The following is a 26,982-nucleotide window of genomic DNA, read 5'->3' as shown; positions in this document are numbered from 1 at the left end:
GAGTGCGGTGGGTTGCAGCGGCGGTTGACTGCCTTTGGTAGCTGCCAACCTTGGTTGGCAACAGCTTTTGAATTTGCTTTTTTCTTTTGACTTTGAATTTCCGCTCTCGTTCCGCGCGCGCAGAAAACTATCGGGAGGGGGGCGGGTGACGCAGGCAGGACCGTTGGCGCCATGGGCCCGAGGCATGCCTAGGGCGGGTTGGGCAGGACGCCCAACCCTGGTCTTGCCGTGTGCGCAGGACAGCGCACACGAGCAAGGTGCCATCGAGCCTACAGGGACGTACTTGCGGCGTGTCCTGCCTGCGTCACCCGTCCCCCTCTAGCCGCGATCAATGCAGGCGCCGCGAACAACGCTGTAAACCTACTTCGCATACTGCCCACCGCAGTCGGCATCCTTGCCCGGCCCCAGCTCGATCGTTGCCAGCAATGCCGCCGGCGGGGCAATGCTGCCCAGCGCCAATGCCACTGCGCCTCGAATGCCCAGCGCCTTGAAGTCCGGGCGGAACGACGGGGCTTTGAAGGTGCCGGCGATGTGCAGTGGCGAGCGCAGCACCAGGATGCTCTTGTCCTTGGGGCGTGGCTTCAACAGCAGGTCCAGGGTCTCATCGCGCAGGCTGACCGTGCCTTCGCCGATGAGGATCGTATCGGTGGTATCCACCGCCAGTGCCTGGCTGGTCATCAGGCCGTCGCGCACGCCGAAGTCGGCGAAGGCGCAGCGCAGGGGAATCTGCTTGTCGCCGGTCACCAGGAATTTCAGCGACTCGGTGATGTCCAGGCCGGCCAGTTCCATCACCAGGTTGCCGACATGGCCACGGCCCATCGCCAGGCCGACCTTGCCGCTGCTGCTGCCGAGCATGGCGGCGATCGAGTTGCCGCGGCCGCTCAGGTCCACTTCGCCGCCGATGCCGCCCTTGGCCTGCTCGGCCAACTTCGCGTCCGGGAACAGTTGGCCCAGCTGCACGCCGCGCACGCTGGCCTTCAACGCGGTGCGGATCTGCGCTTGGCGTGCATCCATGTGGATCGTGCTGCGGATATCGCCGCCGGCCACGCCGAAGTTCAGCGGGTCCAGCCGCAGCACGCCGTCATCCAGCAGCAGGTGCGCGTCCATGTCGTCCAGCGGCAACGAGGGTGCGTTGATGCGGTGCGCCTTCCAGCGCACGTCGGCGTCCATCGCGCGCAGCTTGCCCAGGTTGTAGGGCGTGTCGGGCAATACCCGGCTGCTGGCGGCGACACGGGTGGCCTGCGCCTTCTGTTCCGCATTCGCGGTTTCGCCGCCGCCGGTCTTCGGCGGCGCTCCGATGAAGCCGGCCAGGTCATCGAAGTCCAGGCGCTTGGACTCCAGCGTTGCGGTCAGCCTTGGACGGTCGCGTCCCACCTCGAACTGCAGGTCGCCACCGAGGTCGCTGTCGCCGACCTTGCCGGTGAAGGCGTCGTAGTGCCAGATGTTGTGGTCGCGCTTGAGCCGGCCGTTCAACGCATAGGGCGGCGACGGCGGAATGGCAATGCCAAGCAGCGGGTACAGGTCCGACAGGTCCTGTCCGCTGAGCGCGAACTGCAGGTCGAACACCCGCAGCTGGAATGGATTGGTCAGCGTGCCACTGGCCACCGCGTGGGTAGCGCCGGCACGACCGTCGAGGTGGATGCGGAACGGGTGGTCGCTGTCGGTCAGCTCCAGCGGTGATTCGGTTCCGCCCTGCAGCGTGAACGGGTTGCCCTGCCAATGGCCCTTGCCCTGCACCAGCAGCGGCGGCGAGGCATCGGCCTGTTTCGGCTGGCCGCTGCGCACGCCCACACGGATGTCGGTGCGGCCCAGTGCATCGAGGAACTGCAGCCGACCGTCGTCGATGCGCAGGCGTTTGAGCTGTGGGCCTGTGCCGCCAGCGCTGTCACCGAGGAAGTCCCAGTTGCCCGGTTCGCCCTTGCGCGGCGCGGTTTCCAGCAGCACGTCCGGTCGGGTCAGGCGCACTTCCGGCAGCTGCACGCTGCCACGCAGCAGGGGCCACACCCGCACGTCGATCTCGACGCGGTCGGCCGTGGCCATGTTCGGCTGCTTGGCCCAACCGGCGTTGGCGAAGGTGATCGCATCTGCACGGATCGTGCTGGTGCGGCCGAGGTCGACATCCAGGTGGCCGATGTGCAGCGCACGGCCGGTGCGTGCCTGCACCGCGCGCTCGACCGGCCCCTTGAACCAGTTCCAGTCCCACAGCGCGATCAGCACCAGCAGCGCGGCCAGCAGGAAAATCAGTACGGCCAGCCAGCGCCGGCCGCGCGGGCCCGGGGGGGCGCAGCCAGCGCGAAGTACGAGGCGCGGCAGGGGACGTGGCAGCATTCACGCCGCCATGGTTGCCCCCTCATCGTGGACGGGGCGCGAAGCGTCCATGTGCATCATGTGCACATGCGGTGCGCTGGTCCGTGTTACAGCACCTGCATGGTCACCGCGACGAAGTGGCAGACGCTGCCGCCGATCACGAACAGGTGCCAGATCGCGTGCGAATAGGGGATCGATTCGCGGTGATAGAAGTAGGTGCCCAGCGTGTACGACAGGCCGCCGGCCAGCAGCCAGCCCAGGGTCCAGCCGTCGATCGAGGCCAGCATCGGCTTGATCGCCACGATCACCAGCCAGCCCATGGCGATGTAGATGCCGGTGGAAAGCGCCTTGAAGCGGCCGGTGTAGAACAGCTTGAACACCACCCCGGCCAGGGCCAGGGTCCAGATTGCGGCGAACAGGCCCCAACCCCACGGGCCGCGCAGGCCGATCAGGGTGAACGGGGTATAGGTGCCGGCGATCAGTACGTAGATCGCGCAGTGGTCGAACACCTTCAGCCGGCCCTTGGCGACCGGGTGCTGGATGGCGTGGTACAGGGTGGAAGCGGTGTACAGCAGCAGAAGCGCAATGCCGAACACGATCGCGCCCGCCAGCTGCCAGCCATCGCTGTAGATGGCGGCCAGGGTGATCAGTACTGCACCGGCGCCCAGGGCGAGCACAGCACCGAGGCCGTGGGTCAGGGCGCTGGCGATTTCTTCGCGGATCGAAGCAACGGAAGTCGTGGACATGGCGTAGGCATCGTTCGCGGGGAGGGGGACCCGCACCCCCCTATCATCGCCGCGATGGGCGGTGTGTGCACGCCCGTCACCGTATGGTCGGTGAATTCCTCTGTTGCGGGGATGAACCGCCTGCGACTGCCGGGGTCAGAGCCCTTTCCTGCCGGAAAGGGATCCGACCCCGTGTCATCAGCCTGCCGAAACGGTATGCGCCGCTTCGCGGGTGGCCGAGAAGCGCACGTCCGGTGAGCGTTCCTGCGCCAGCTGCAGGTTGACCCGGGTCGGGGCCAGGTAGACCAGGTGGCCGGCTGCATCCAGTGCCAGGTTCAGCGCATTCTTCTCGCGGAACTCTTCCAGCTTCTTCTCGTTGCTGCAGTGGACCCAACGCGCGGTGGTCACGCTGACCGGCTCGAAGGTGGCTTCCACACCGTACTCGTCCTTCAGGCGATAGGCCGCCACGTCGAACTGCAGCACGCCGACGGCACCGAGGATCAGGTCGTTGCTGGTCAGCGGGCGGAAGAACTGGGTTGCGCCCTCTTCGGACAGCTGGGCCAGGCCCTTCTGCAGCTGCTTGAGCTTGAGCGGATCGCGCAGGCGCGCGCGACGGAACAGTTCCGGGGCGAAGTTCGGAATGCCGGTGAAGGTGACCGCTTCACCCTCGGTGAAGGTATCGCCGATGGAAATGGTGCCGTGGTTGTGGATGCCGATCACATCGCCCGGCCAGGCTTCGGCGGCGATTTCACGATCGCTGGCCATGAAGGTCAGGGCGTTGGCCAGCTTCATTTCCTTGCCGGTGCGCACGTGGAAGGTCTTCATGCCGGCGCTGAAACGGCCCGAGCAGACGCGCATGAACGCCACGCGGTCACGGTGCTGCGGGTCCATGTTGGCCTGGATCTTGAACACGAAGCCGGTCAGCTTGTTCTCTTCCGGGGCGATCTCTCGGCCGGTGGTGGAGCGTGCCTGCGGCGACGGTGCATGCTCGACGAAGAAGTCCAGCAGCGGCTGCACGCCGAAGTTGTTCACGCCCGAGCCGAAGAACACCGGGGTCTGCTTGCCGGCGCGGTAGGCCTCCAGGTCGAACGGGTGGCTGGCGCCCTGCACCAGTTCCAGTTCGTCACGCAGGTCGGCCAGCATCTGTGCACCGATCTTCTCGGCCAGGCCGGGGGCATCGATGGACGGGAAGATGGTCGAGTCCTGGCGGGTGAAGTTGCGGCCCGGCTCGTACAGGTGTACTTCCCCGGTCAGCAGGTGGACCACGCCCTTCAGGCGCTGGCCCATGCCGATCGGCCAGGTCACCGGCGCGCACTGGATGCCGAGCACGGTTTCCACTTCATCCAGCAGCTCGATCGGGTCCTTGCCCTCGCGGTCGAGCTTGTTGATGAAGGTCATGATCGGGGTGTCGCGCAGGCGGCACACTTCCATCAGCTTGATGGTGCGCTCTTCCACGCCCTTGGCCACGTCGATCACCATCAGCGCCGAGTCCACCGCGGTCAGCACGCGGTAGGTGTCCTCACCGAAGTCGGCGTGGCCGGGGGTGTCGAGCAGGTTGACGATCTTGCCTTCGTACGGGAACTGCATCACCGAGGAGGTGACGGAGATGCCGCGCTCCTTTTCCAGCGCCATCCAGTCGGAGGTGGCGTGGCGGGCAGCCTTGCGGCCCTTCACCGAACCGGCCATCTGGATCGCGCCGCCGAACAGCAGCAGCTTTTCGGTCAGCGTGGTCTTGCCGGCGTCAGGGTGGGAGATGATGGCGAAGGTGCGGCGACGCGACGCTTCGTTGGCGACTTCGGACATGGCAGTGGCGCCCGCCCGGGGCGCTTTTCAAAGAGATAAGCGCCCGATTATACCGGCCGGGGCCGGTCAGCGCCCGGTGCCACCGTCGGCCTCGCCCTGGCGGGCGAACTGCAGCTGGCCCTGGCCGGTGAAGATGCGCACCGGTACCGAGCGCAGGCCCATGCCGCGGTTGACCTGTACCACGAAGTGCAGATGTGGGGCGCTGCTGTAGCCACTGTTGCCGGACAGGCCGAGGGGTTGCCCGGCTCCCACCGCCTGGCCACGGCGCACGCGCATGCCGCCCGCCTGCAGGTGGCCGTACAGGGCCATGCTGCCGTCACTGTGCAGCACGCGGATGAAATTGGCGCGGGCACCATCGCGTTCGCGGTCCTGGCCGTTGCCACGGAAGCCATCCTGGATCTGCATCACCGTGCCCTCGCGTGCGGCCAGCACCAACGTACCTTCAGGCAGCGCGAAGTCGACCGCATCGCGGTTCTCCTCGTCGTCGTGGCTGAACCGGCCCTGCGGCGCTTGATCCACGCGCGGGCGCGCATCATCGAAGGGCAGGCGGTAGGCCACATCCTCGGCCTGTGCGGCGGGGTTGCCCGGTACCGACTGCAGGCGCAGGTCCAGCATCCGGCCGTTGACCGGCGCGGGGAGGTGACCGACCACCAGGCTGCTGTCGCCCTGTATCAGTGACTGCACCGGCAAGCCGTCGACCGGGTGCCCGGGGGCCGCGCGCAGTTCGATCTGCAGCGGCCCGGCCAGGGTGTTGTCGATCCGGGCCTGCCACTGTTCGCCGATCGGCTGCAGGCGCAGCTGGGCCATCGGAAGGGCCTCCTTCGCGGCCCCGGCCCCCGCGTCGGCGCTGGAGGTGGTGGACGCCTTCGGCAGCATTCCCCAGCCCTGGCGCCAGTCGCTGGCGCCGGCGGAAGTACTGGCCAGCAGCGGCAGGAGCAGGCAGGTCAAGGGCAGGCGTGGCATCAGCGGATTCAGAAAAATGGACCGCCGGGACTGTACCCGATCCTGAACGGAGCGACCGCGACGCCTCTCGCATACCTGACCTGAAAATATTCATCGCTTTATCCGCATGAAGGGATTGACAGTGCCCGGAAGGGCTGGCATCGTGGCGTCACCATCGAGACCGGCAGAGGGACAGGCCCTTTGAAGCCGGGGCAGCCCGCGGATGCGAAAGCGTCCGCGTAGGTGCCAAATCCTGCGGGGACCGTGGCGTCCACCGAAAGATGGTTCGAACCATGCACTGCACGTGCATCTCGAACGCGAGCCCCGCGAAGGCTCGATGGCCGATTCCCCAACCGGATCCCGCCATGAGCTTCGCCGCCAGTACCGCCGTTCGCCCCGAACCCTTTGTCCCCGTCAGCGTGCCGGTCGAAGACCACGTGCATGCCGAGCGCGGTGAGTTCGCCGCGGTGCTGTCGATGCGTCATGCCGGCCCCAGCCCGGTGCGCCTGCGCTATGAGTGGGTCGGTCCGGCCAACGCGCCGGTTGTGGTACTGGCCGGCGGCATTTCCGCGCATCGCCATGTGGCCTCCAACACACAGTTCAGCGAGAAGGGCTGGGCCGAAGACCTGGTCGGCAGTGGTCGCACCCTGGATCCGCAGCAGCTGCGCGTGCTGGCGTTCGACTTCATCGGGGCCGATGGTGCGCTGGACGTGCCGATCGATACCGCCGACCAGGCCGATGCGTTGGCATTGCTGCTGGATCATCTGGGTATCCGCACGCTGAAGGCCTTCGTTGGCTATTCGTATGGCGCGCTGGTCGGCCAACAGTTCGCGATCCGTCATCGCGCCCGCGTGCGCCAGCTTGTGCTGGCCAGCGGTGCGCATCGCCCGCACCCGTATGCAGCGGCCTGGCGCGCACTGCAGCGCCGCGCCGTCGCCCTTGGCCAACTGCAGTGCGGCGAAGACCACGGCCTGGCGCTGGCACGGCAGTTCGCCATGCTCAGCTACCGCACCCCGGAAGAATTCGGCGAGCGCTTCGACGCCGCACCGGAAGTGATCAACGGCCGCGTGCGCGTCGCCGCCGAAGACTATCTCGACGCCGCCGGCGCGCAGTACGTCGCGCGCACACCGGTGACCGCCTATCTGCGCCTGTCCGAATCGATCGACCTGCACCGCGTCGACCCCGCCGCCATCCTGCCGCCGACCGTGGTGGTGGCCGTGGAAGGTGACCGCCTGGTGCCGCTGGCCGACCTGGTCGGCCTGGTCGAAGGGCTGGGCCCCCGCGGCAGCCTGCGCGTGCTGCGCTCGCCCTACGGCCACGACGCCTTCCTCAAAGAAACCGATCGCATCGACGCGATCCTCGCCACCGCCTTCCGCACCTCTGGAGAGTCCGCATGAGCCTGCACGCCAACGAGCCGTCCTGTAGCCGCACCACTGCCGCCGTCCGTGCCGGCATCGATCGGGACACCGCGCATGGCGCGGTCACGCCGCCGATCGTGCTGTCGTCGAACTTCAGCTTTGAAGGCTTCGGCAACAAGCGCCAGTACGACTACACGCGCAGTGGCAACCCGACCCGCGACCTGCTGGGTGAAGCGCTGGCCGAGCTGGAAGGCGGCGCCGGCGGCGTGATCACCGCCACCGGCATGGGCGCGATCAACCTGGTGCTGAACGCACTGCTGCAGCCGGGTGACACCCTGGTGGTGCCACACGATGCCTATGGCGGCAGCTGGCGCCTGTTCAATGCGTTGGCAAAGAAGGGCCACTTCGAGCTGGTCACCGCCGACCTGACCGATCCGCGCGCGCTGGCCCAGGCGCTGGCCACCCAGCCGAAGCTGCTGCTGGTGGAAACCCCGTCCAATCCACTCCTGCGCATCACCGACCTGCGCTTTGTCATCGATGCCGCGCACAAGGCCGGTGCCCTCGTGGTGGTCGACAACACGTTCCTGTCGCCGGCGCTGCAGCAGCCGTTGTCGTTCGGTGCGGACCTGGTGCTGCATTCCACCACCAAGTACATCAACGGCCACAGCGATGTGGTGGGTGGTGCGGTGGTCGCGCGCGATCCGGCATTGCACGAGCAGCTGGTATGGTGGGGCAACGCGCTGGGCCTGACCGGTTCCCCGTTCGATGCCTTCCTGACCCTGCGCGGCCTGCGCACGCTGGATGCGCGCCTGCGCGTGCACCAGGAGAACACCACTTCGATCGTTGCATTGCTGGACCAGCATCCGGCGGTCGGCCGCGTCTATTATCCGGGTCTGGCCGATCACCCGGGCCACGCCATCGCCGCCCGCCAGCAGAGTGGTTTCGGCGCGATGCTTTCGTTCGAACTGGCCGACTGCGAAGGTGATGATCCGCATGCCGCAGTGCGTGCCTTTGTCGATGGCCTGCACTGTTTCACCCTGGCCGAATCGCTGGGCGGCGTCGAAAGCCTGATCGCGCATCCGGCCACCATGACCCATGCGGCGATGACCGCCGAAGCGCGTGCCGCCGCCGGCATCAGCGAAGGCCTGCTGCGCCTGTCGGTCGGCATCGAGGCCGAGCGTGACCTGCTGGCCGATCTCGGCGCCGCGCTGCAGCGCGCCGAAGTGGTGATTGATGCGGCTGCGCGCCGCAAACAGGTGGTGGATGCATGAGCGCGCTCGCCGCTGAAATTCCTGCGCTGGCCGTGGGACGCCTGGCGCTGCTCGGCACCGGCACGGTCGGCTCGGCCTTCGTGCAGCGTTACCAGGCATTGCGGGCGCGTGGGCTGGAACTGCCCAGCGTGCAGTGGCTGGCCAATTCACGCACTGCGCTGGAAATCGATCGTGACCTGGCGTTGCCGCTGGAGCTGGCGCGGCGTGCGCCGCGTGATGGCCAGAATTCGCCGCCATGGGCCAGCACCGAAGGTCTCGAGCGCGGCGATGTGGTGGTCGATGCCACCGCCAGCGAGGATGTGGCTGCGCGTCACGTGCAGTGGCTGGCGCGCGGCGTGCACGTGGTAACCGCCAACAAGCTGGGCCGTGGTGCGCAGCTGGCACGCGCGCAGGCCATTGCGGAAAGCTGTGCCGACAGTGGCGCACGCTATGGCGACAGCGCGACGGTCGGCGCCGGCCTGCCGCTTTTGAGCAGCCTGCGTGCGCTGGTGGCCGGTGGCGATCACATCCATGCCATCGAAGGTGTGCTGTCCGGCTCGCTGGCCTGGCTGTTCCATCGTTATGACGGCCAGTCGCCGTTCTCGGCGGCGGTGCGCGAGGCGCTGGCTGCCGGCTACACAGAGCCCGATCCGCGCCTGGACCTTTCCGGCGAGGACGTGCGGCGCAAGCTGCTGATCCTGGCCCGCAGCAGCGGGCTGGCGCTGGATGCCGCGCAGGTGCAGGTGGATTCGCTGGTGCCTGAAGCGCTCGCAGCACTGCCACTGGAAGATGCCGTGGCGGCGTTGGAACAACTGGATGCGCCGCTGCAGGCGCGCTGGCAGCAGGCGCGCGACAACGGCCGCGTGCTGCGTTTCGTTGGCCGTGTTGATGGCGATGGCGCGCAGGTGGGCCTGCGTGAGCTGCCTGTGGATCACCCGCTGGCGCAGGGTGCGGGCACCGACAATCGCGTGGCGATCCACAGTGATCGCTACTGTCGCCAGCCGCTGTTGATCCAGGGGCCGGGTGCGGGGGCGGAAGTCACCGCTGCCGCGTTGCTGGATGATGTGTTGCGGATCGTGGGTTGATGGATCGCCGGGCATGGCCCGGCGTTATCAGGATCGGCACGGGTAGCGCCGGGCCATGCCCGGCGGACAGGGAACCTCAACGCCCCTTCAGTGCCTTCAACAACGCCGCATTGAACTGCTTCGGGTCCTGCACCTGCGGCGAATGCCCCAGGTCGGCGAACTCGACCAGGTTCGAGCCGGGAATCGCTGCGGCCGCAGCCTTGCCAAGCACCGGGTAGTTGCCCAGCGTCGCCTTCACCTGCGGCGGCGCCAGGTCGCGGCCGATCGCGGTGCGGTCCTTCTGGCCGATGAACAACGTGGTCGGCACCTGCACATTCTTGAGTTCGTAGACCACCGGCTGGTTGAACACCATGTCCGAGGCCAGCGCCTGGCTCCAGGCAACGGCCTGCTTGCCCGGGCCTTCGTACATGCCCGACTGCATGCGTGCCCACGGCTCGTAGGCCGGCTTCCATTTGCCGTCGTAGTACACCTCCAGCTGGTAGCGCCGGATGCTGTCATAGCTGATGTTCATTTCGCCGGCATACCAGGCATCCACGCTGCGCCATGGCACGCCAAGTGCCTTCCAGTCTTCCAGCCCGATCGGGTTGACCAGCGACAGGCTGCGCAGGTCCTGCGGGTACATCAGCGCGTAGCGCACCGCCAACATGCCGCCCATGGAGTGGCCTACCAGGTGTACCGGCACATCACCCAGCTGCAGTTGCTGCAGCAACGCATGGGTGTTGGCGGCCAGCTGCGCGAACGAGTACTGGTAGCGCTCGGGCTTGCTGGACTTGCAGAAGCCCACCTGGTCCGGGGCAATCACCCGGTAGCCGGCTGCGATCAGTGGCTTGATCGATTCCTTCCAGGTGGCCGCACAGAAATTCTTGCCATGCAGAAGCACCACGACGCCGACCGGTGTCTTCTTCGGCGCGATGTCCAGGTAGGCCATTTCCAGCGGCTGCCGCTGCGATTCCAGCGCGAAGGTCTTTACCGGATAGCCGTAATCGAAGCCCTCAAGCCGCGGCCCGTAAGTGGGCGCGGCCAGGGCGGGCAGCGGAAGGCAGGCAAGCAGGGCGGCAGCGATCACGCGCATGGGGCAGTCCTGGGTAGGGGAGCCCCGAGCCTAACCGGAACGCAGTGACGGTGTCGTCCGATGTAGAGCCGAGCATGGGCCCGGCTCGACACCTCAGCACTCGATGACGTTCACCGCCAGCCCACCGCGGCTGGTTTCCTTGTACTTGTCCTGCATGTCACGGCCGGTATCGCGCATGGTCTTGATGACCTTGTCCAGCGACACCTTGTGCTTGCCGTCGCCACGCATCGCCATGCGCGAGGCGTTGATGGCCTTCACCGCGCCCATCGCATTGCGTTCGATGCAGGGGATCTGCACCAGGCCACCGATCGGGTCGCAGGTCAGGCCAAGGTTGTGTTCCATGCCGATTTCCGCGGCGTTCTCGATCTGGCTGGGATTGCCACCCAGCGCCGCGACCAGGCCGCCGGCCGCCATCGAGCAGGCCACGCCCACTTCACCCTGGCAGCCCACTTCGGCGCCGGAGATCGAGGCGTTTTCCTTGTACAGGATGCCGATCGCTGCCGAGGTCAGCAGGAAGTCGAATACGCGCTGTTCGTTGGCACCCGGGCAGAAGCGATCGAAGTAGTGCAGCACCGCCGGCAGCACGCCGGCCGCACCGTTGGTCGGCGCGGTGACCACGCGGCCACCGGCCGCGTTTTCCTCGTTCACCGCCAGCGCGTACAGATTGACCCAGTCCAGCGTGGTCAGCGGATCGCGCATCGCCGCTTCCGGCTTCGACGACAGCTCGCGGTACAGCGCCGGTGCACGGCGGCCCACCTTCAGGCCACCCGGCAGCACGCCCTCCTCGCGGATGCCGCGGGTGACGCATGACTGCATCGCGCTCCAGATCTCGCGCAGGTTGGCGCGGATCTCGTCTTCGCTGCGCCAGCACTTTTCGTTCTCGAACATCAGCTGGGCAATGCTCAGGCCGCTGCGTGCGGTCTGTGCCAGCAGTTCGTCGCCGCTCTTGAACGGGTAGGGCAGCGGGGTTTCATCGGGCACGATGCGGTCATCGGCCGCGTCGTCCTGGTTGACCACGAAGCCGCCACCGACCGAGTAGTAATCGCGGGTGGCGATCACTTCGTCGTCGGCGTTGTACGCGGTGAAACGCATGCCGTTGGTGTGGTACGGCAGCTTCTGGCGCTTGTTCATGCCGAGGTCGCGCTTCTCGTCGAAGGCGATCTCATGCTGGCCCATCAGCTGGATGCGCTTGCTGCTGCGGATGCGCTCCAGCGTGGCCGGGATGATGTCCGGGTCGATCAGGTTCGGCCGCTGGCCTTCCAGGCCCAGCAGGATCGCCTTGTCGGTGCCATGGCCGCGGCCGGTCAAGGCCAGCGAGCCATAGACATCGGCGCGGATGCGCGCGACCTCGTGCAGGCGGCCCGGGTCGAGCAGCCAGCGATGGATGAATCGCTCGGCGGCCTTCATCGGCCCGACGGTGTGCGAGGAGCTCGGGCCAATGCCGATCTTGAAAACGTCGAACGTGCTGACAGCCATGGTTGCCGTACTGCGGGTACCGGAGGAGATCGCTATTCTAGCGGTTCATGCCGCACTTCCATGGCTGCGGCGCAGCATTTCGGCAGAGGGAGCAAAACCGGTGTTGACCCTGTTCCAGCGCGACGACTGCCATCTGTGCGACATGGCCCTGGCCGAGCTGGCCAAGGCGCGGGCGCCGGAATTCGAATCGGTGTTCCTGGACGATCAGCCGGCGCTGGAAGCGCGCTACGGCGCACGGGTGCCGGTGCTGCGTGACGAGACCGGCGGTCGTGAGCTGGACTGGCCGTTCGACGCGGCCACGGTTCAGGCCTGGCTGGCCGTCGATCGGTAGTGCCGGCCGCTGGCCGGCAACCCCGCCATGCCCGGTGATGCCGGCCAGCGGCCGGCACTACCAGAGGCGATTTATTTCGCGTCGAACTTCACGATCGTGCTGATCGCGGTTTCGTCCGGGATGGTCTTGGTGTCGGCCCAGTCGCCGCCGCCGACGCCGAAGTCCAGGCGCTTGACCGTGGCCTTGCCGGTCAGCACCGGCTGGGTGCCCGGCTTCCAGGTGAAGGTGAGGGTGACCGGCTTGCTGACGCCTCGCAGTTCCAGTGTGCCATCGGCGGCGAACTGGTCATTGCCCACCGCGCGGAAGCCCTTGGCGGTGTAGCGTGCGGTGGCGAACTTGCCAACATTGAAGAAGTCGGCGGTCTGCAGGGTCGAGTCACGGTCGCTGTTGCCGCTCTTGGCACCGGCCAGCGGGATCACCACGTCCAGCGAACCGGCGGCCGGATTGGCCGGGTCGAAGCTGAGCTTGGTGGCAAAGCCCGGGAAGCTGCCGGTGAACACTTCGCCGTCGTACTTGGTGGCGAACACCAGGATCGAGCCGGCGCCGGGGGCCTGCGCGTAGTCGGCGGCGAGCACCGGGGCGGTGGCCAGCATGCCGGCCAGGGCGGCGGCCACGGCGGCCGGAGTGGTCAGTTTCAGGTTCATCGGTCAGTCCTTCTGAGGGGAGGCAAGCCAGCCGCGCGGCAACATGCGGGACAAGGTCGCATCGCGCTGGAACAGGTGGTGGTAGAAGGCAGCGCCGGCATGGGCCAGCACCACCGCGATCAACAGCCAGAAGCCGTATTCGTGGATGGCATGCGATACCGCGACAACCTGCGGGTCGGGACCGCTCAGCTTGGGCACGTCGACCAGACCGAACCAGCGGAACGGGCGCAGGCCGCTGGCCGAGTCGTACAGCCAGCCCGACAGCGGGATGGCGAACATCAGCACATACAGCAGCACGTGGGTGGCGCTGGCGATGCGTTCCTGCCAGCTGGGCACGCCCGGCACCGGCTTGGGCGCGCCGGCATACAGGCGCCAGCCGAGGCGGAACAGTACCAGCGCAAGCACGGTGATGCCGATCGATTTGTGCGCGGTGTAGACCCAGAAGTACTTGGGCGTCTTGGGCAGTTCACCCATGGTCAGGCCGACCACGCCGAGGGCGAGGATCAGCAGTGCGATCAACCAATGCAGGATCTGGCTGACACTCCCCCAGGCGGCGGGGGTGTTCTTGGCGGTCATGAAGGGTCCTCTAGGGGGCCGTCTTGGGGTCGGAGTGCGGAACGGGAGCGGGAGTTCCCGGGGCGTCGCTGCGGTCGAGGGTGGCTTCAGCCTCGATCCTCAGCTGTACTGCATCACCGATGACGCCCGGCCAGGCGGTGATGCCGAACGCACGCCGGCTCAGTGTGGTGCTGGCGGAGAAGCCGGCGGTGCGTCGGAACGGGGGGAGCGGGTAGCGCTTGATGGCGTTGAGGGTCACATCCAGCGTGATTTCCTGGCTGACCCCACGCAGGGTCAGCGTGCCGATCACGTGGGCGCGCTTGGCATCGATCGGTTCGACCCGGTTGGAGACGAAGTGTGCCTTTGGGAAACGCTCGCCATCCAGAAGGCTGCGGGCCAGCGTGGCCTGGTTCCATTTGGCGTCACCAAGGTCCAACCGCGAGACTGGGACTTCGACATCCAGGGTGGCACCGCGCCAGTTGTCGGGATCGAACTGCAGGCGGCCCTCGCTGCCGGACACCGTACCCATGGCCTGCGAATAGCCGGCGTGGTCGATGCTGAACAGCACCCGCGTGTGCACCGGATCGAGGCGGTAGGTGTCTGCGTCCGCCCAGGCGGGGGCGGTGGCGAGCAGCATCGGCAGCAGGGCCAGGCAGGGACGCATCGATGGCGGGCTCCGGAAGGGGGACGCTGTGATCATACGCACAGGCCCCTGCCAACGATGCGTGCATGGCTGCAACAGTTCGTGGTGGTCCTGCCCCGGCAACAGGCTGTTGCAGCCATGACCCCGGCCCTGTGTGACAATCGGGACAGGACAGGGGGTTCAGGATGACGAGCAGCTGGCGCCTGTGGTGCCTGGGCATCGCGGCAACGGGGCTGCTGCTGTTGGCGTCTGCCACGGCGGCTGCGGCCCTGGACATGGCTGAAACACCACGCCTGCGGCGCTTCGGTGCCGCCGAAGGCATGCCTTCGCGCATGGTGCTGGCGCTGGCCGAGGACCGCCAGGGCCATGTATGGGCTGCGACCGATGGCGGGCTGGTGCGCTACGACGGCAGCTCGCTGCGGGTCTGGGAGCATGATCCGGAACAGCCCGGTTCGTTGCCCGGCAACGAGATCGAGACCCTGCTGGTCGATCCGCTGGACCGCGTGTGGGTGGGCATCAACGGCAAGGGCGTGGCCCGCCTGGATGCCGACCGCGAACGGTTCAAGACCTTTGATGCGGTCAATGGCCCCTGCCTGGGCCAGTTCTGGACGCTGGCCTACGCCGGGGATGCGTTGTGGATCGGCACCAGCGGCCAGGGCATCTGCCGGTTCGGGGAGGACGGCAGCCTGCGCTTCTTCAAACACGACCCCGCCCGCGCCGACGGCCTGCCCAGCAATACCATCTACAGCAGCCTGGTCGATGCACAAGGGCGCCTGTGGATCGGTACCGAGGCCGGGGTGGCACGCTGGAATGGCCGCGATTTCGAACCCGTGGCACCGCGCGAGCTGGGCACATTGAGCGTACTGCGGATGAGCCGCGATCCGGATGGCTCGATCTGGATCGGCAGCCAGAACGACGGCCTGTACCGCATCGATGCGCAGGACCGGGTCAGCCGTCCGCGCTGGAGCGACAGCGCCAGCCTGCGCTCGGCGCTGGTTCTGGCCGATCGCCAGGGCGGCTACTGGGCGGGCACGTCCGACGGCCTGCTGCGTGGCGACGCCAGTGCGCTGTTGCGGCTCGACGGCGACCGTGGCAGTGGTTTCCTTACCGCACAGAGCGGTGTGCTGGACCTGCTGCAGGACCATGAGGGTGGATTGTGGGTGGCGCTGCTGACCCAGGGCCTGGCGTACCTGCCACCGGAGTGGCGCCGCTTCTCGATCTGGAACCAGCTCGATGGCAAGCCGCTGGACAGCCAGTACCTGCTGGGTGCGGCCAGTGACGGCCAGAACTACTACGTGGGTTCGGCACACGGCGTGTACCAGCTGGATGCGCACGGCACATTGCGCCTGCTGGCCAGCGACCGTGAGATCGGCAGCGGTGCGGTCTGGTCGGTACTGCCGCGGCCGGACGGGCGCCTGTGGCTGGGGCGTGCCGGTCGCATCACCGTGTATGACCCGGCCAGCCGCGCGCTGCACGATTGGCATATCGATGGAGGCGCCGACCTGCGCCAGCGCATCGACCTGATGCGGCAGGCACCCGATGGCACGGTCTGGCTTTCGGTGATGAATCTGGGCCTGCAGCTGCGTAGTGCAGATGGCCGGGTGCTGCGCAGCTATCCGCTCGACGATTTCCGCAAGTCGGCCGATTCACCCATCGAGCAGATCCGCTTCGATCCCCATGGCAAGGCATGGGTGATGGGCGAAATGGGCATCTGGCGTGAGCAGGCCGGTCGCTTCGAAGCGGTGCCGGGTGTCTCGCGCGGGCTGATCTTCGATCTGGTGTGGGTTGATCCGCAGCAGCTGTGGCTGGCCCGCCAGGGCGCGTTGGAGCGCTATCAGTGGGATGGCATGAGCCTGCACCTGATCCAGCGCATTGATGGAAGTGCCGGTGTGCCGCCGGTCAGCATGGGCGGCCTGGCATTGGCCGACAATGGCCGGGTGTGGGCGACCACGCCGCGCGGCCTGCTGCGTTGGGACCCGAAAGCACGACGCCTGCAGTTGTTCAACGAACGCGATGGCCTGTCCGATGCCGAGTTCACCAGCCGGCCGCCGGCGGTGAATGAAGATGGCCGCGTGCTGGCCGTGGCCCAGACCGGTCTTGTCGCTTTCGATGTGAATGCCGACGACGTGGTGCTGCCCGGGTCGTCGCTGGTGATTGCCGAGGTACGCGTGCGCCGCGATGACGCGCGCGGCTGGCAGCCGTTGCCGAACGCCGGCACCCTGCTGCTGGGACCGGATGATCGCGACCTGCAGATCGATGCACGATTGCTGTCGTATGCCAACCCACAGGGCAACCGCTACCGTTTCCGGGTACGCGGGTATGACCAGAACTGGGTGGAGCAGGGCGGCGACGGCCAGCGCACGCTGTCGCGACTTCCCACCGGCAGCTACGTCATCGAAGTACAGGCGGCCACCGCCAATGGTGCATGGACGCCTTCGCAGCAGCTGCAGGTGAAGGTGCTGCCACCATGGTGGCGCAGCGGCATGGCGATCTTCGGCTACATCCTGATCGGTTCGCTGCTGCTGCTCGTCCTGGTCTGGTCGATCCGTGCGCGCCTGCGCCGTCGCCAGCAATGGCAGTTGACTGTGCACAAGCAGGAGCTGGCCGAACAGGCCTCGCAGGCCAAGAGCCGGTTCCTGGCCACGCTGGGGCATGAAGTGCGCACGCCGATGACCGGTGTGCTTGGCATGAGCGAGTTGCTGCTGGCCACGTCGCTGGACCCGGTGCAGCGCAGCTATGCCGGCTCCATCCAGCAGGCCGGTAGCCATCTGCTGCGGTTGGTCAACGATGCCCTGGACCTCGCACGCATCGAGGCGGGCCGGCTGGAGCTGGATCTGCGCCCATTCGATCTGGCCGGCCTGCTCGACCAGGTGCAGGCGCTGATGCAGCCCATGGCGAAACAGCGCAAGCTGGATTTCCAGCGTGGCGACGATCCGCCCGGCCCGATCAGCGTCAGTGGCGACGAGATGCGCGTGCGGCAGATCCTGCTCAACCTGCTGGGCAATGCCATCAAGTTCACCGAACGCGGCCATGTCGGCCTGGCCGTGCACCTGGAAGAGAACGGCGGCGGTCTCTGTTTCGAAGTGCACGACAGTGGCCCGGGTATCAATGCCGAGCAGCAGGAGCGGCTGTTCCACCGATTCGAGCAGGCGGAGGGGCCGCGCACGGCCTCGCGTTATGGCGGCAGCGGGCTGGGCCTGGCGATCTGCCAGGAGCTGGCCGTGGCGATGGGCGGGCGCATCGAAGTGGACAGCCAGCCAGGCAAGGGCGCGCGCTTCCGGGTACGGTTGCCGCTGCCCTGGACCCGGCAGGCAGCCGCCACGGGCGAAGTGCCGGCACTGCCGGCACTGCCGGTACTGCCGCCATTGCGCATCCTGCTGGTGGAGGACGATGCCACCGTGGCCGAGGTCATCGCCGGCCTGCTGCGCAGCCGCGGCCATGACGTGGTGCATGTGCTGCATGGCCTGGGGGCTTTGTCGGAGATCGCTACCGATGGCTTTGATGTGGGCCTGCTCGATCTCGATCTGCCGGCGCTGGACGGCACTGCGATCGCCCGCCAGCTGCGCACCCTGGGCTATGAGCTGCCACTGGTGGCGGTGACCGCCCGCTCCGACGCCTATGCCGAATCGCAGGTGCTCGCTGCCGGTTTCGATGGTTTCCTGCGCAAGCCGGTCACCGGCGACATGCTGGTGGCAGCGATCATCCAGGCTCGCGCCAAACGACAGACCACAACTTGAAAACGTCGGCGCCGGGCGTGAACGGCGCGACTTTCGGTTTACCATGCCGACGCCCGCGGCGCGGGAATCATCAGGGCAGCGTGAGGAGGCAATCGGTGGTGTATCTGCGGGTGGCGATGCTGCTGCTGATCCTCCTGTGCGGCCTGTCACCCGCTGCCGCGCAGCCGGTGCCACCGAGCCCGCGCCAGGTGACGGTGTTCGACGGCCTGCCGTCCAATACCGTCAACCGCATGGCTGAAGACCGCTACGGCTACCTCTGGATCGCCACCAACGACGGCCTGGCCCGTTACGATGGGCGCAACTACCGGATCTGGCGTTCGGAGGATGGCCTGCGCGACAACCGCATCTGGACGGTCCTGGTCGATGCGCGCAACCAGCTCTGGATCGGGACCGAGAACGCGGGCCTGGTACGGATGTCGGCCGACCGCCGCCAGCTGCATTTCTACGATCGCAGCAGCCAGCCGTTGATGGGGACCAATACGGTCTGGAGCCTGGCGACCACGCCGGACGGTGCGATCTGGTTCGGGACCCACGAAGGTGGGCTGTACCGGCTGGACAGCCAGGACCGCCTGCAGCGTTTCCTGCCGGAGGCCAACAATCCACGCAGCCTGCCTGCCGCCTCGGTGCCGTATCTGGCTACCCTGGCCGATGGCAGCCTGTGGGTCGGCACCAAGCATGGCGTGGCGCGCTGGACGGGCACCGACTTCGAGCGGGTCGGCACGGATGTCATTCCCAGCCTGTTGATCAACGGGTTGACCAGCGAACCCGATGGCAGCCTGTGGATCAGTACGATGGCCGGTGCCACGGTGCGTCGCCCCGACGGGCGTTTTGAATCGCCGCCATGGAAACTGCCGCCAGGCGAGCAGGTGCTCGGCATGATGCTGCGCGATGAGCAGGGCGGGCATTGGCTGGATACCCGTACCGGGCTGGGCCGGGCCGTGGATGGGCAGTACCAGACCGTTCCGCTGTACAGCGCCGTTGCGCGCGGGCCGGTGCGCCCGAACTGGACGGGCGCCTACGAGGACCGCGAAGGCGGCATCTGGTTGGCCAGTACCAATGCCGGCCTGTGGCACCTGCTGCCACGCTGGTGGCAGTTCTCGGTGCTGTCGCGATTGGAGGATGACGCCGGTTCGCTGCGCAATGCCTTCGTGCTGGGCACCAGCCCTTCCAGCAATGGCGGCATCTGGACGGTTGGCAGCCACGGGGCGCTGGACCGGTTCGATCCCAGGACCGGCAGGATCGAGCAGCACCGCACCTGGGTCAATGGCATGTACTGGCTGTCCTCGGTACGCGAGGATCGCCGTGGCCAGGTCTGGATCGGCTCGACCGATGCGTTGCTGCGCTATGACCCGAAGCGGCGTGACCTGCGTCGCTGGGGCCGTGATGCCGGGGCCGACGCAACCATGGAAGGGGTCATCGAGTCGATGATGACCTGCGACGGCGACAGCCTGTGGTTGATGTTGCCTGCAGGCCTGCAGCAGCGTGACCTTGACGGTCGCCTGCGCCGCCAGCTGGACAACGGCCAGCGCGGCCTGCAGCAGGGCCAGCTCAACCTCGATGTGGAATGCGGGCCGCAGGACCACATCTGGCTGGCCAGCAGCCGCGGCCTGCTGCAGTGGCTGCCGGAAAGCGAGCGCTTCCAGCCGGTGCCGGGTGCGCCGGCGACGGCGATCCATGCGTTGCACGTTGGGCGCGATGGCCAGGTCTGGTTGTCGGAGGATGGCCGCCTGTCGCGCTACCGCTGGAGCCAGGGGCGGCTTGAACGGCAGGCTGTGGTCGGCGCGGAGCAGGGTTACCCGGCGATTTCCGCGTCCGGGCTGGTGGTGGACGCACAGGGGGTGGCCTGGGCCACCAGTGCCCGCGGCCTGGTGCGGGTTGGCGCCGATGGGCAGAGCGTGCGCCTGTACGGCGTGCACGACGGCCTGCCCAGCCAGGAGTTCCGCGAGCACACGTTGACGATGTCCGGCGATGGCCATCTGGTGGCCGGCACCCCGGCCGGCGTGGTGGTGTTCGACCCGGAACAGGTGCGACCCTCGGTGCGGCGTGCACCGTTGGTGATCGAGCGGGTCGAAGTCCGCCGCAACGAGCAGGTACTCGACCTGACCCACGACACGCCCTTGCAGATTGCCGATGGTGACCGTGACCTGCGCATCGTCGCGCGACTGTTGTCGTTCGCCGATTCGGCTTCCAACAGCTACCGCTACCGCCTGGCCGGCTACGACCCCGATTGGGTGGAAGTGGGACCGGCCGGTGAGCGCCTGTTCTCGCGCCTGCCGCCGGGCAGCTACCGTCTGGAAGTACAGGCGCGCTCCGCAGACCATGTCTGGTCTCGGGTGCAGAGCCTGGAATTCCGCGTACAGCCACCGTGGTGGCGCAGCCTGTCCGGGCTGCTGGTACTGGCCTCGATCGCGCTTTTGCTGACCAGTTGGTTTGCCTGGTTGTATCGCCGCCGCCTGCAGCGGCGCCATGCCTATCAGCTGGCGCTGCACAAACAGGAACTGGCCGAACAGGCCTCGGCGGCCAAAACCCGCTTCCTGGCCAATCTCGGCCACGAAATCCGCACGCCGATGACCGGCGTGCTCGGCATGAGCGAACTGCTGCTGGCCTCACCTCTGGACCCGCAGCAGCGCGGCTACACACAGTCGATCCGGCACGCCGGCGAACACCTGCTTCACCTGGTCAACGATGCCTTGGACCTGGCACGTATCGAGTCCGGACGGCTGGAACTGCAGTCCAAGCCGTTCGCGCTGAGCTGCCTGCTGCAGGACCTGGCCGCGCTGATGGGACCACTGGCAGCGCAGAAGGGCCTGCGCTTCACCCTCGACAACCAGCTTCCGTCGGGCTTGCAGGCGACCGGCGATGCGATGCGGGTAAGGCAGATCCTGCTCAACCTGCTCTCCAACGCGGTCAAGTTCACCAGCCGCGGAACCATCACCCTGCATGCGCGCAGCGATGGCGAGCTGCACGCGCTGCATTTCGAAGTGCGCGACACCGGGCCGGGCATCAGCCAGGAACAGCAGCAGCGCCTGTTCCGTCGTTTCGAGCAGGCCGACGGTGCCCGCACCGCTGCGCAGTACGGTGGCAGTGGCCTGGGCCTGGCCATCTGCCGTGAACTGGCGCAGGCGATGCAGGGGCGTATCCAGGTGGAGAGCCAGCTCGGCCGCGGCACGTGTTTTGGCGTGACCCTGCCGTTGCCGCTGGTGGTCGATGCCAGCGCAGAGGCCGAGGGCGAAGCGCACCGCGAGGATGTGGCCAACATGCCGCCGTTGCGCGTGTTGCTGGTCGAGGATGATGCAACCGTGGCGGATGTGGTGCGCGGGTTGCTGAGTGCGCGCGGGCACGAGGTCGTGCATGCGGGGCATGCGCTGGCGGCACTGCGCGAGGTCAGCGCCGGTGATTTCGACGTCGGCCTGCTGGATCTTGACCTGCCGGGCCTGAGTGGCTTCGAGCTGGCCCAGCACCTGCGCAACCAGGGCTACATGCTGCCGCTGCTGGCAGTGACCGCGCGGACGGATCCGGACCTGCAGCAGCAGGTGGAGGCGGCTGGCATCGGCGGTTTCCTGCGCAAGCCGGTGACCGGTGAGCTGCTGGTGGAAGCGATCGCCAGGGTCATGGGCAGGTAGGGTTTATTGCAGGGCTTGCAGCCCTGCACCTGCAGAATCAACGTCAACGCAACGTCAAAAGCCTGCATTCCGTGGGATGGCGGGGTGGGTCCGGTAGCGGGGGACGCTGCAAGTACGTCCATGTAAGCTCGGTCGCCGCATCCATGCGGCTCACGCCCCCGCAACCGGACCCACCCCGCCTTCGACAGAATCCTGCGATCTGCAGTAGATCCACGCCATGCGTGGATGCGTTTCGATCTCAATTCGAAATATTCGATTTCGATGGAGATTCATCCACGCATGGCGTGGATCTACTGGCCACCGGGAAACTGTCGACGGCGGGGTGCTGTGGGTTTGCGGGGTGTGAGCCGCATGGATGCGGCGACCAAGCCCCCATGGACGGGTTCACGGCGGCCCCGCAAACCCACAGTACCCCGCCATCCCACGGAATGCCTGCTTTTGCCGTTGCTGTTGCCTTGGCTTGAAGCCTCTGCAGGTGCAGGGCCGCAGGCCCTGCCGAACCACCCTCACTCCGCGACGTGCTCGACCTGCCGCGGTTCGGGCTTGGTATCGGGCAGCTGCCAGAAGATCATCGTCGAGGTCAGGGTGATCGCGCCGACGCACAGGAACGTGGCATGCAATGCCGCGGTCGCGTCGGTGCTGTCCAGATGATTGCCGAACGCGGCCAGCAGGCTGCCGGCCGCAGCAGCACCGAAGCCGGCCGCGAGCATCATCACCATCGACAACAGGCTGTTGCCGGAACTGGCGAACTCGCGGTCCAGGTCACGCAGGGTCACGGTGTTCATCACGGTGAACTGCAGCGAATTGACCGCGCCGAAGAACGCCAGCTGCAGCAGGCGCCAGGCCAGGTGCTGGCCGGGTGTCATCAGGATGAAGCTGGCCATGGCCAGGCCTACCAGCACGGTGTTGACCATCAGCACGCGACGGTAGCCGTAGCGCTCCACCAGTTTCACTGCCAGTTTCTTCGAGACCATGCCAGCGGCGGCCACCGGCACCATCATCAGGCCGGCGTTCATCGGGCCCAGGCCGAGGCCGACCTGCAGCAGCAGCGGGATCAGCATCGGCATGGCGCTGCTGCCGATGCGCGAGAACAGGTTGCCGAGAATGCCGATGCGGTAGCTGGGTACGCGGAACAGCGCCAGCGAGAACAACGGTGCCGTCGAATTGGCAGCGTGCAGCCAGTAACCCACCAGTGCCGCCAGGCCTGCAACGGTCATCAGCATCACCAGTGCATGTGGCGTACCGAGCCCGGAGATGCCGTCCAGCGCCAGTGACAGCACCACCATCGCGAAGGCCAGCATGATGTAGCCACGCAGGTCGAAACGGGTGCGATGGCTGGCGTAGTGGTCGGGCATGATCTTCATCGCGGCGATGAAACCGATCACGCCGATCGGCAGGTTGATCAGGAACACCCAGTGCCATGAGGCGATCTCCACCAGCCAGCCGCCCAGCGTGGGACCGATCAGCGGGCCGACCAGGGCCGGGATGGCGATGAAGCTCATCGCGCGCAGGAAATCCTCGCGCGGCACCGAACGCATCACCGCCAGCCGGCCGACCGGCAGCAGCATGGCACCGCCGATGCCCTGCAGCACGCGCGCACCGACCAGCTGGTGCAGGTGCTGGGCCAGCGCGCAGGCCAACGAGCCGAGGGTGAACAGGATGATCGCCACCAGGAAGGTACGGCGGGTGCCGTAGCGGTCGGCGATCCAGCCGGAGGCGGGGATGAAGGTGGCCACTGCCAGCGCGTAGCTGAACACCACCGACTGCATCTGCAGCGGGCTTTCACCCAGGCTGGCCGCCATCGCCGGCAACGCCGTGTTGACGATGGTCGAGTCCAGCATCTGCATGAAGATCGCCAAGGACACCAGCCACAGCAGGGGGCGCTGGCGGTTGTAGGTCGATGGCGATGTGGACATGGGGTGCGGCCGGTGCAGCGTGGGGGCTGCCATGATCGCGCACTGCGGGTCACGGCGCGATCAACATCGCGCCGCAACCGTATGCCGAATGCTCAGCGCTGGCTGTGCGCGTGCACCGCGTCGACCAGCACCTGCACGTGGGCCGGGTCCATGTCCGGCGACATGCCGTGGCCGAGGTTGAATACATGGCCCTCGCGCGAACCGCCATTTCCCGCGGCATAGGTGTCGAGCACGCGTGCTGCAGCGGCGGCGATCGCATCCGGCGAGGCGTACAGCGTGGTCGGGTCGAGGTTGCCCTGCAGGGCAACGCGACCACCGGTGCGGCGCATGGCCTCGTCCAGGTCCAGTGTCCAGTCCAGGCCGAGCGCATCGGCGCCGGTCTGCGACAGTGCTTCCAGGTGCAGGCCGGTACCCTTGCCGAACAGGATCAGCGGCGTGCGCTCGCTGCCTTCGCCACGCTCCAGGCCCTGCGCAATCCGCTGCAGGTAACGCAGCGAGAACTCGCGGTACATCGACGGCGACAGCACGCCACCCCAGGTGTCGAACACCTGCAGCGCCTGCGCACCGGCCGCGCGCTGCGCGCCGAGGTAGGCAATCACCGCGTCGGTGGTGACCTCCAGCAGGCGGTGCAGGGCCTGCGGGTGGTTCAGTGCCATCGCCTTGATGCGCGCGAAGTCCTTGCTGCCGCCGCCTTCCACCATGTAGCAGGCCAGCGTCCACGGGCTGCCGGAGAAGCCGATCAGCGGTACCTGGCCGTCCAGCTCGCGGCGGATCAGGCGCACCGCGTCCATCACGTAGCCCAGGTCCTGTTCCATGTCCGGCACCGCCAGCTTGGCGATGGCCGCTTCATCTCGTACCGGGTGGCGGAACTTGGGGCCTTCGCCTTCGACGAAGTACAGCTCCAGGCCCATCGCATCGGGAATGGTGAGGATGTCCGAGAACAGAATGGCCGCGTCCAAGGGGAACCGGCGCAGCGGCTGCAGGGTGACTTCGCAGGCGATCTCCGGATTCTTGGCCATGGCCAGGAAGCTGCCGGCCTTGGCCCGGGTCGCACGGTATTCCGGCAGGTAGCGGCCGGCCTGGCGCATCAGCCAGACGGGGGTGCAGTCCACCGGTTCGCGGCGCAGGGCGCGCAGCAGGCGATCGTTGCGGAGAGGGCTGGTCACGATGGGCATTCCTTGGACGAAAGTTGGCAGCGGCGTCAGTCGCCGTGCGAAAGGATCTGGAAGCCGCGATGCAGTTCGGCATCGCGGGCCTTCTCGAAGGCATGGCGGGCTTCGTCGGTCTGCAGGAACAGCTCGCGCCGCAGCTGCGACCGGCTGCCGACGCGGCCGCTCTCGCGCAGCAGCTCCCAGCCGCCGAGCAGGTCCGGCTGCAGGCTCAGGCGCAGGAAGCGCGGTGCCTGCGCACCGGCGTCGGGATGTTGCAGGTAGACGTGCATGGGCCGATTGTAGCGGGGCCAGGGTGACCCCGGCCGCAACGCGGTAGTGCCGGCCGCTGGCCGGTAACCTCGTGAATCGTCCCCGGTAGCGCCGGGCCATGCCCGGCGAGCGAGGAAAGGTCAGCCCGCGCCCAGCACCTTCAGCACGGCTGCTTCATCCACGTCCGGCACCACTTCGGCCCGGCCCATGCCGCGCCACAGCACCAGGCGCAGGCGGCCGGCGACGTTCTTCTTGTCCAGCCGCATGCGGCCCAGCAGGGCCTGCGGGTCGAGTCCGGCCGGGATCGCCACCGGCAGCTGCAGCTTTTCCAGCAGCGCCTGCAGGCGCGCGCGGTCGGCATCATCGGCCAGGCCGAGGTCGGTGGACAGCTTCGCGGCCAGTACCATGCCCACCGCCACGGCCTCGCCATGGTTCAGCGCATCGCGGCCCGGAGCCGAGTAGCCCTGCTCGGTCTCGATGGCATGACCGAAGGTGTGGCCCAGGTTGAGCAGGGCACGCTCGCCCTTCTCGAACGGATCGCGTTCGACGATCGCAGCCTTGTGCCGGCAGCTGCGTGCGATGGCTTCGGAGAGCACGTTGTCTTCGCCGGCGACCAGTGCATCGGCATGCTGCTGCAGCCATTCGAAGAACACCGCGTCGCCCAGCGCGCCGTACTTCACCACTTCGGCCAGGCCGGCACGCAGCTCGCGCGGCGGCAGGGTAGCCAGCACGCGGGTATCGGCAATGACCGCACGCGGCGGATGGAATGCGCCGACCAGGTTCTTGCCGGCCGGAATGTCGACCGCGGTCTTGCCGCCCACCGACGAATCGACCATCGCCAACAGGGTGGTTGGCAGCTGCACGCAGTCCACGCCGCGCATCCAGCAGGCCGCGGCGAAACCGGCCAGATCACCGACCACGCCACCGCCGAGGGCGAACACGCAGGCATCGCGGGTGGCGCCGAGCGCGGCCAGTGCTTCGATCGCGCGGCCGAATTCGGCCAGGGTCTTGGAGGCTTCGCCCGCGGCCAGCACGTGCTCGCCGACGATCAGGTCGGGGCGTGCGGCCAACAGCGTCTGCTTCACGGCATCCAGATAGCGCGGGGCCACTTCGCTGTCGCTGAGCAGCAGCACATGGCGACCGCGCACATGTGAGGCAAGCGCGGCGCCGTCAGCCTGGGCACCGGCGCCGATGGTGATGGTGTAGGGGCGGTCGCCGCCAACGGCGACCTGCAGCAGGGCGGGGGAAGTCATGCAGTCAGGTCCTGGCGCTGCCATTGCGTGGCCAGCTTCACCACCAGGTGGGCGGTTGCGTCGGCAGCGGTGTACGGGTCGGTATCAAGGGTGAGGTCGGCCAGTTCGCGGTACAGCGGGTCGCGGTGCGCGGCCAGATCGTGCAGCACCTGCTCGCGGTCCGGGCGCTGCAGCAGCGGCCGGCCCTTGTCGCGGGCCAGGCGCTCCAGCTGAGCAGCCACGCTGACCCGCAGGTAGACCACGAAGCCGCGTCGTGCGATCAGCGCACGGTTGTCCGGATCCAGCACCGCGCCGCCACCGGTGGAGACCAGCTGGCCGCGGCCTTCCAGCACACGCGCAAGCGCCTCGCGTTCATGGCTGCGGAAGCCGGCTTCGCCGGAGTGCTCGAAGAGGGTCGGGATGCTTGCGCCGGCGGCATCGACGATGGCCTGGTCGACATCGACGAAGTCCAGCGTGAAGCGCTCGGCCAGGCGGCGGCCGATGCAGGTTTTGCCGGCGCCCATCGGGCCGATCAGGATCAGGTTCGGAGCAGGATTCATGCCCCGTGATGCTAACACCTCCGTGTCCCGACCTTTACGTTCTTCACGTCAGGGTAGGCGTTCCTGCGGGGTCTCCCGCGCCAGCCGGAGTACAGGCCATGACGGTCGCCAAGGTCATCGAAATCACCGCCTCCTCGCCGAAAAGCGTGGAGGACGCCGTGCGCAGCGGGCTGAAGAAGGTCTCCGAGACGGTCAAGGGCATCCAGGGCGCCTGGGTGAACGAGACCAAGGTGGTCACCAATGGCAGTGGCGAGATCACCGAATGGCGGGTCAATCTGCGGGTGACCTTCCTGGTGGAATAG

21 protein-coding genes and 1 riboswitch are annotated in these 26,982 nt (G+C 67.4%); of the genes, 7 read left to right on the top strand and 14 right to left on the bottom strand.

The window, feature by feature from the left end; translation table 11 throughout:
• Window positions 1–360 precede the first annotated feature (360 nt).
• The 4 genes from EZ304_RS06145 to EZ304_RS06130 all read right to left on the bottom strand — a co-directional run bounded on the left by EZ304_RS06145 (window position 361) and on the right by EZ304_RS06130 (window position 5,798).
• A complete protein-coding gene (locus EZ304_RS06145; protein WP_142806564.1) occupies window positions 361–2,328 on the bottom strand; it encodes an AsmA family protein in 1,968 nt (655 codons plus the stop codon).
• An 86-nt stretch (window positions 2,329–2,414) separates the two neighbouring features.
• On the bottom strand, window positions 2,415–3,053 hold the full coding sequence (trhA, locus tag EZ304_RS06140) for a PAQR family membrane homeostasis protein TrhA (protein ID WP_010482744.1): 639 nt from the start codon (window positions 3,051–3,053) through the stop codon (window positions 2,415–2,417).
• 177 nt (window positions 3,054–3,230) lie between these two features.
• On the bottom strand, window positions 3,231–4,835 hold the full coding sequence (locus EZ304_RS06135) for a peptide chain release factor 3 (protein ID WP_106551018.1): 1,605 nt from the start codon (window positions 4,833–4,835) through the stop codon (window positions 3,231–3,233).
• A gap of 66 nt (window positions 4,836–4,901) precedes the next feature.
• Entirely contained in the window at window positions 4,902–5,798 is an 897-nt protein-coding gene (locus tag EZ304_RS06130; RefSeq protein WP_099555285.1) for a M23 family metallopeptidase, read from the bottom strand.
• 148 nt (window positions 5,799–5,946) lie between these two features.
• A riboswitch (SAM riboswitch) is annotated at window positions 5,947–6,065 on the top strand.
• A gap of 77 nt (window positions 6,066–6,142) precedes the next feature.
• Between EZ304_RS06130 and metX the strand changes: the two genes are divergently transcribed.
• Genes metX through EZ304_RS06115 form a run of 3 tightly spaced genes read left to right on the top strand, consistent with a single transcriptional unit; the run spans window position 6,143 to window position 9,470 of the window.
• Window positions 6,143–7,174, top strand: a complete 1,032-nt coding sequence (gene metX / locus EZ304_RS06125; RefSeq protein WP_099555287.1) for a homoserine O-succinyltransferase MetX — start codon at window positions 6,143–6,145, stop codon at window positions 7,172–7,174.
• On the top strand, window positions 7,171–8,406 hold the full coding sequence (locus EZ304_RS06120; protein WP_142806563.1) for an O-succinylhomoserine (thiol)-lyase: 1,236 nt from the start codon (window positions 7,171–7,173) through the stop codon (window positions 8,404–8,406). Before metX ends, EZ304_RS06120 begins: the two co-directional genes overlap by 4 nt.
• Complete coding sequence (locus tag EZ304_RS06115) at window positions 8,403–9,470, top strand: homoserine dehydrogenase (RefSeq protein WP_099555291.1); 1,068 nt, start codon at window positions 8,403–8,405, stop codon at window positions 9,468–9,470. The genes EZ304_RS06120 and EZ304_RS06115 overlap by 4 nt, the downstream gene beginning before the upstream one ends.
• Before the next feature lie 76 nt (window positions 9,471–9,546).
• Here the strand turns inward: EZ304_RS06115 and EZ304_RS06110 are convergent, their stop codons facing one another.
• Both EZ304_RS06110 and EZ304_RS06105 read right to left on the bottom strand, forming a co-directional pair.
• Window positions 9,547–10,542 (bottom strand): alpha/beta fold hydrolase, encoded by a 996-nt coding sequence (locus tag EZ304_RS06110; RefSeq protein WP_142806562.1) that lies wholly within the window; start codon window positions 10,540–10,542, stop codon window positions 9,547–9,549.
• A gap of 93 nt (window positions 10,543–10,635) precedes the next feature.
• A complete protein-coding gene (locus EZ304_RS06105; RefSeq protein ID WP_014038149.1) occupies window positions 10,636–12,018 on the bottom strand; it encodes an L-serine ammonia-lyase in 1,383 nt (460 codons plus the stop codon).
• A 100-nt stretch (window positions 12,019–12,118) separates the two neighbouring features.
• On the opposite strand from EZ304_RS06105, the gene EZ304_RS06100 reads away from it, so the two are divergent.
• Window positions 12,119–12,349, top strand: coding sequence for a glutaredoxin family protein (locus EZ304_RS06100; protein ID WP_024956919.1), 231 nt, complete (start codon window positions 12,119–12,121; stop codon window positions 12,347–12,349).
• Between the two features lie 71 nt (window positions 12,350–12,420).
• On the opposite strand, the gene EZ304_RS06095 is transcribed toward EZ304_RS06100, so the two are convergent.
• The 3 genes from EZ304_RS06095 to EZ304_RS06085 are packed head-to-tail and all read right to left on the bottom strand — an operon-like array spanning window position 12,421 to window position 14,212.
• Window positions 12,421–12,993: a YceI family protein gene (locus tag EZ304_RS06095; protein WP_006384701.1), complete on the bottom strand. Its 573-nt coding sequence runs from the start codon at window positions 12,991–12,993 to the stop codon at window positions 12,421–12,423.
• Window positions 12,994–12,996: 3 nt separating this feature from the next.
• Complete coding sequence (locus EZ304_RS06090; RefSeq protein WP_005410672.1) at window positions 12,997–13,569, bottom strand: cytochrome b; 573 nt, start codon at window positions 13,567–13,569, stop codon at window positions 12,997–12,999.
• Window positions 13,570–13,579: 10 nt separating this feature from the next.
• Window positions 13,580–14,212 carry a YceI family protein gene (locus EZ304_RS06085; RefSeq protein WP_099555295.1) on the bottom strand — a complete coding sequence of 211 codons (633 nt, stop codon included), beginning with the start codon at window positions 14,210–14,212 and terminating at the stop codon, window positions 13,580–13,582.
• Window positions 14,213–14,376: 164 nt separating this feature from the next.
• Here EZ304_RS06085 and EZ304_RS06080 point away from each other — a divergent pair, with 164 nt between their 5' ends.
• Window positions 14,377–17,928, top strand: coding sequence for a hybrid sensor histidine kinase/response regulator (locus tag EZ304_RS06080; RefSeq protein WP_142806561.1), 3,552 nt, complete (start codon window positions 14,377–14,379; stop codon window positions 17,926–17,928).
• A 95-nt stretch (window positions 17,929–18,023) separates the two neighbouring features.
• A complete protein-coding gene (locus EZ304_RS06075) occupies window positions 18,024–21,551 on the top strand; it encodes a hybrid sensor histidine kinase/response regulator (RefSeq protein ID WP_142806560.1) in 3,528 nt (1,175 codons plus the stop codon).
• Between the two features lie 506 nt (window positions 21,552–22,057).
• Here the strand turns inward: EZ304_RS06075 and mdtD are convergent.
• The 5 genes from mdtD to EZ304_RS06050 all read right to left on the bottom strand — a co-directional run bounded on the left by mdtD (window position 22,058) and on the right by EZ304_RS06050 (window position 26,680).
• Complete coding sequence (gene mdtD / locus EZ304_RS06070; protein WP_142806559.1) at window positions 22,058–23,467, bottom strand: multidrug transporter subunit MdtD; 1,410 nt, start codon at window positions 23,465–23,467, stop codon at window positions 22,058–22,060.
• Between the two features lie 92 nt (window positions 23,468–23,559).
• Window positions 23,560–24,642 carry a uroporphyrinogen decarboxylase gene (gene hemE, locus EZ304_RS06065; protein WP_099555303.1) on the bottom strand — a complete coding sequence of 361 codons (1,083 nt, stop codon included), beginning with the start codon at window positions 24,640–24,642 and terminating at the stop codon, window positions 23,560–23,562.
• Window positions 24,643–24,668: 26 nt separating this feature from the next.
• Window positions 24,669–24,908: a WGR domain-containing protein gene (locus tag EZ304_RS06060; protein WP_142806558.1), complete on the bottom strand. Its 240-nt coding sequence runs from the start codon at window positions 24,906–24,908 to the stop codon at window positions 24,669–24,671.
• Window positions 24,909–25,028: 120 nt separating this feature from the next.
• Complete coding sequence (gene aroB / locus EZ304_RS06055) at window positions 25,029–26,141, bottom strand: 3-dehydroquinate synthase (RefSeq protein ID WP_142806557.1); 1,113 nt, start codon at window positions 26,139–26,141, stop codon at window positions 25,029–25,031.
• Window positions 26,138–26,680 carry a shikimate kinase gene (locus tag EZ304_RS06050; RefSeq protein WP_099555309.1) on the bottom strand — a complete coding sequence of 181 codons (543 nt, stop codon included), beginning with the start codon at window positions 26,678–26,680 and terminating at the stop codon, window positions 26,138–26,140. Before EZ304_RS06050 ends, aroB begins: the two co-directional genes overlap by 4 nt.
• 98 nt (window positions 26,681–26,778) lie before the next feature.
• Between EZ304_RS06050 and EZ304_RS06045 the strand changes: the two genes are divergently transcribed.
• Window positions 26,779–26,982 carry a dodecin family protein gene (locus EZ304_RS06045; RefSeq protein WP_005410663.1) on the top strand — a complete coding sequence of 68 codons (204 nt, stop codon included), beginning with the start codon at window positions 26,779–26,781 and terminating at the stop codon, window positions 26,980–26,982.

This window comes from Stenotrophomonas maltophilia, from assembly GCF_006974125.1.
In the GTDB taxonomy this organism is placed as follows: Bacteria; Pseudomonadota; Gammaproteobacteria; order Xanthomonadales; family Xanthomonadaceae; genus Stenotrophomonas; species Stenotrophomonas maltophilia_O.
Note: the sequence above shows the minus strand (reverse complement) of the source record. Positions and strands in the feature narration are given on the sequence as shown.

What these genes read in the sequence shown, in the direction of transcription:
- EZ304_RS06085 (WP_099555295.1), bottom strand. Translation starts at nt 14,212, where the DNA reads ATGCGTCCCTGCCTGGCCCTGCTGCCGATGCTGCTCGCCACCGCCCCC.
- EZ304_RS06120 (WP_142806563.1), top strand. Translation starts at nt 7,171, where the DNA reads ATGAGCCTGCACGCCAACGAGCCGTCCTGTAGCCGCACCACTGCCGCC.
- hemE (WP_099555303.1), bottom strand. Translation starts at nt 24,642, where the DNA reads ATGCCCATCGTGACCAGCCCTCTCCGCAACGATCGCCTGCTGCGCGCC.
- metX (WP_099555287.1), top strand. Translation starts at nt 6,143, where the DNA reads ATGAGCTTCGCCGCCAGTACCGCCGTTCGCCCCGAACCCTTTGTCCCC.
- EZ304_RS06110 (WP_142806562.1), bottom strand. Translation starts at nt 10,542, where the DNA reads ATGCGCGTGATCGCTGCCGCCCTGCTTGCCTGCCTTCCGCTGCCCGCC.
- aroB (WP_142806557.1), bottom strand. Translation starts at nt 26,141, where the DNA reads ATGACTTCCCCCGCCCTGCTGCAGGTCGCCGTTGGCGGCGACCGCCCC.
- EZ304_RS06145 (WP_142806564.1), bottom strand. Translation starts at nt 2,328, where the DNA reads ATGCTGCCACGTCCCCTGCCGCGCCTCGTACTTCGCGCTGGCTGCGCC.
- EZ304_RS06045 (WP_005410663.1), top strand. Translation starts at nt 26,779, where the DNA reads ATGACGGTCGCCAAGGTCATCGAAATCACCGCCTCCTCGCCGAAAAGC.
- mdtD (WP_142806559.1), bottom strand. Translation starts at nt 23,467, where the DNA reads ATGTCCACATCGCCATCGACCTACAACCGCCAGCGCCCCCTGCTGTGG.
- EZ304_RS06090 (WP_005410672.1), bottom strand. Translation starts at nt 13,569, where the DNA reads ATGACCGCCAAGAACACCCCCGCCGCCTGGGGGAGTGTCAGCCAGATC.
- trhA (WP_010482744.1), bottom strand. Translation starts at nt 3,053, where the DNA reads ATGTCCACGACTTCCGTTGCTTCGATCCGCGAAGAAATCGCCAGCGCC.
- EZ304_RS06105 (WP_014038149.1), bottom strand. Translation starts at nt 12,018, where the DNA reads ATGGCTGTCAGCACGTTCGACGTTTTCAAGATCGGCATTGGCCCGAGC.
- EZ304_RS06130 (WP_099555285.1), bottom strand. Translation starts at nt 5,798, where the DNA reads ATGCCACGCCTGCCCTTGACCTGCCTGCTCCTGCCGCTGCTGGCCAGT.
- EZ304_RS06080 (WP_142806561.1), top strand. Translation starts at nt 14,377, where the DNA reads ATGACGAGCAGCTGGCGCCTGTGGTGCCTGGGCATCGCGGCAACGGGG.
- EZ304_RS06095 (WP_006384701.1), bottom strand. Translation starts at nt 12,993, where the DNA reads ATGAACCTGAAACTGACCACTCCGGCCGCCGTGGCCGCCGCCCTGGCC.
- EZ304_RS06050 (WP_099555309.1), bottom strand. Translation starts at nt 26,680, where the DNA reads ATGAATCCTGCTCCGAACCTGATCCTGATCGGCCCGATGGGCGCCGGC.
- EZ304_RS06115 (WP_099555291.1), top strand. Translation starts at nt 8,403, where the DNA reads ATGAGCGCGCTCGCCGCTGAAATTCCTGCGCTGGCCGTGGGACGCCTG.
- EZ304_RS06135 (WP_106551018.1), bottom strand. Translation starts at nt 4,835, where the DNA reads ATGTCCGAAGTCGCCAACGAAGCGTCGCGTCGCCGCACCTTCGCCATC.
- EZ304_RS06060 (WP_142806558.1), bottom strand. Translation starts at nt 24,908, where the DNA reads ATGCACGTCTACCTGCAACATCCCGACGCCGGTGCGCAGGCACCGCGC.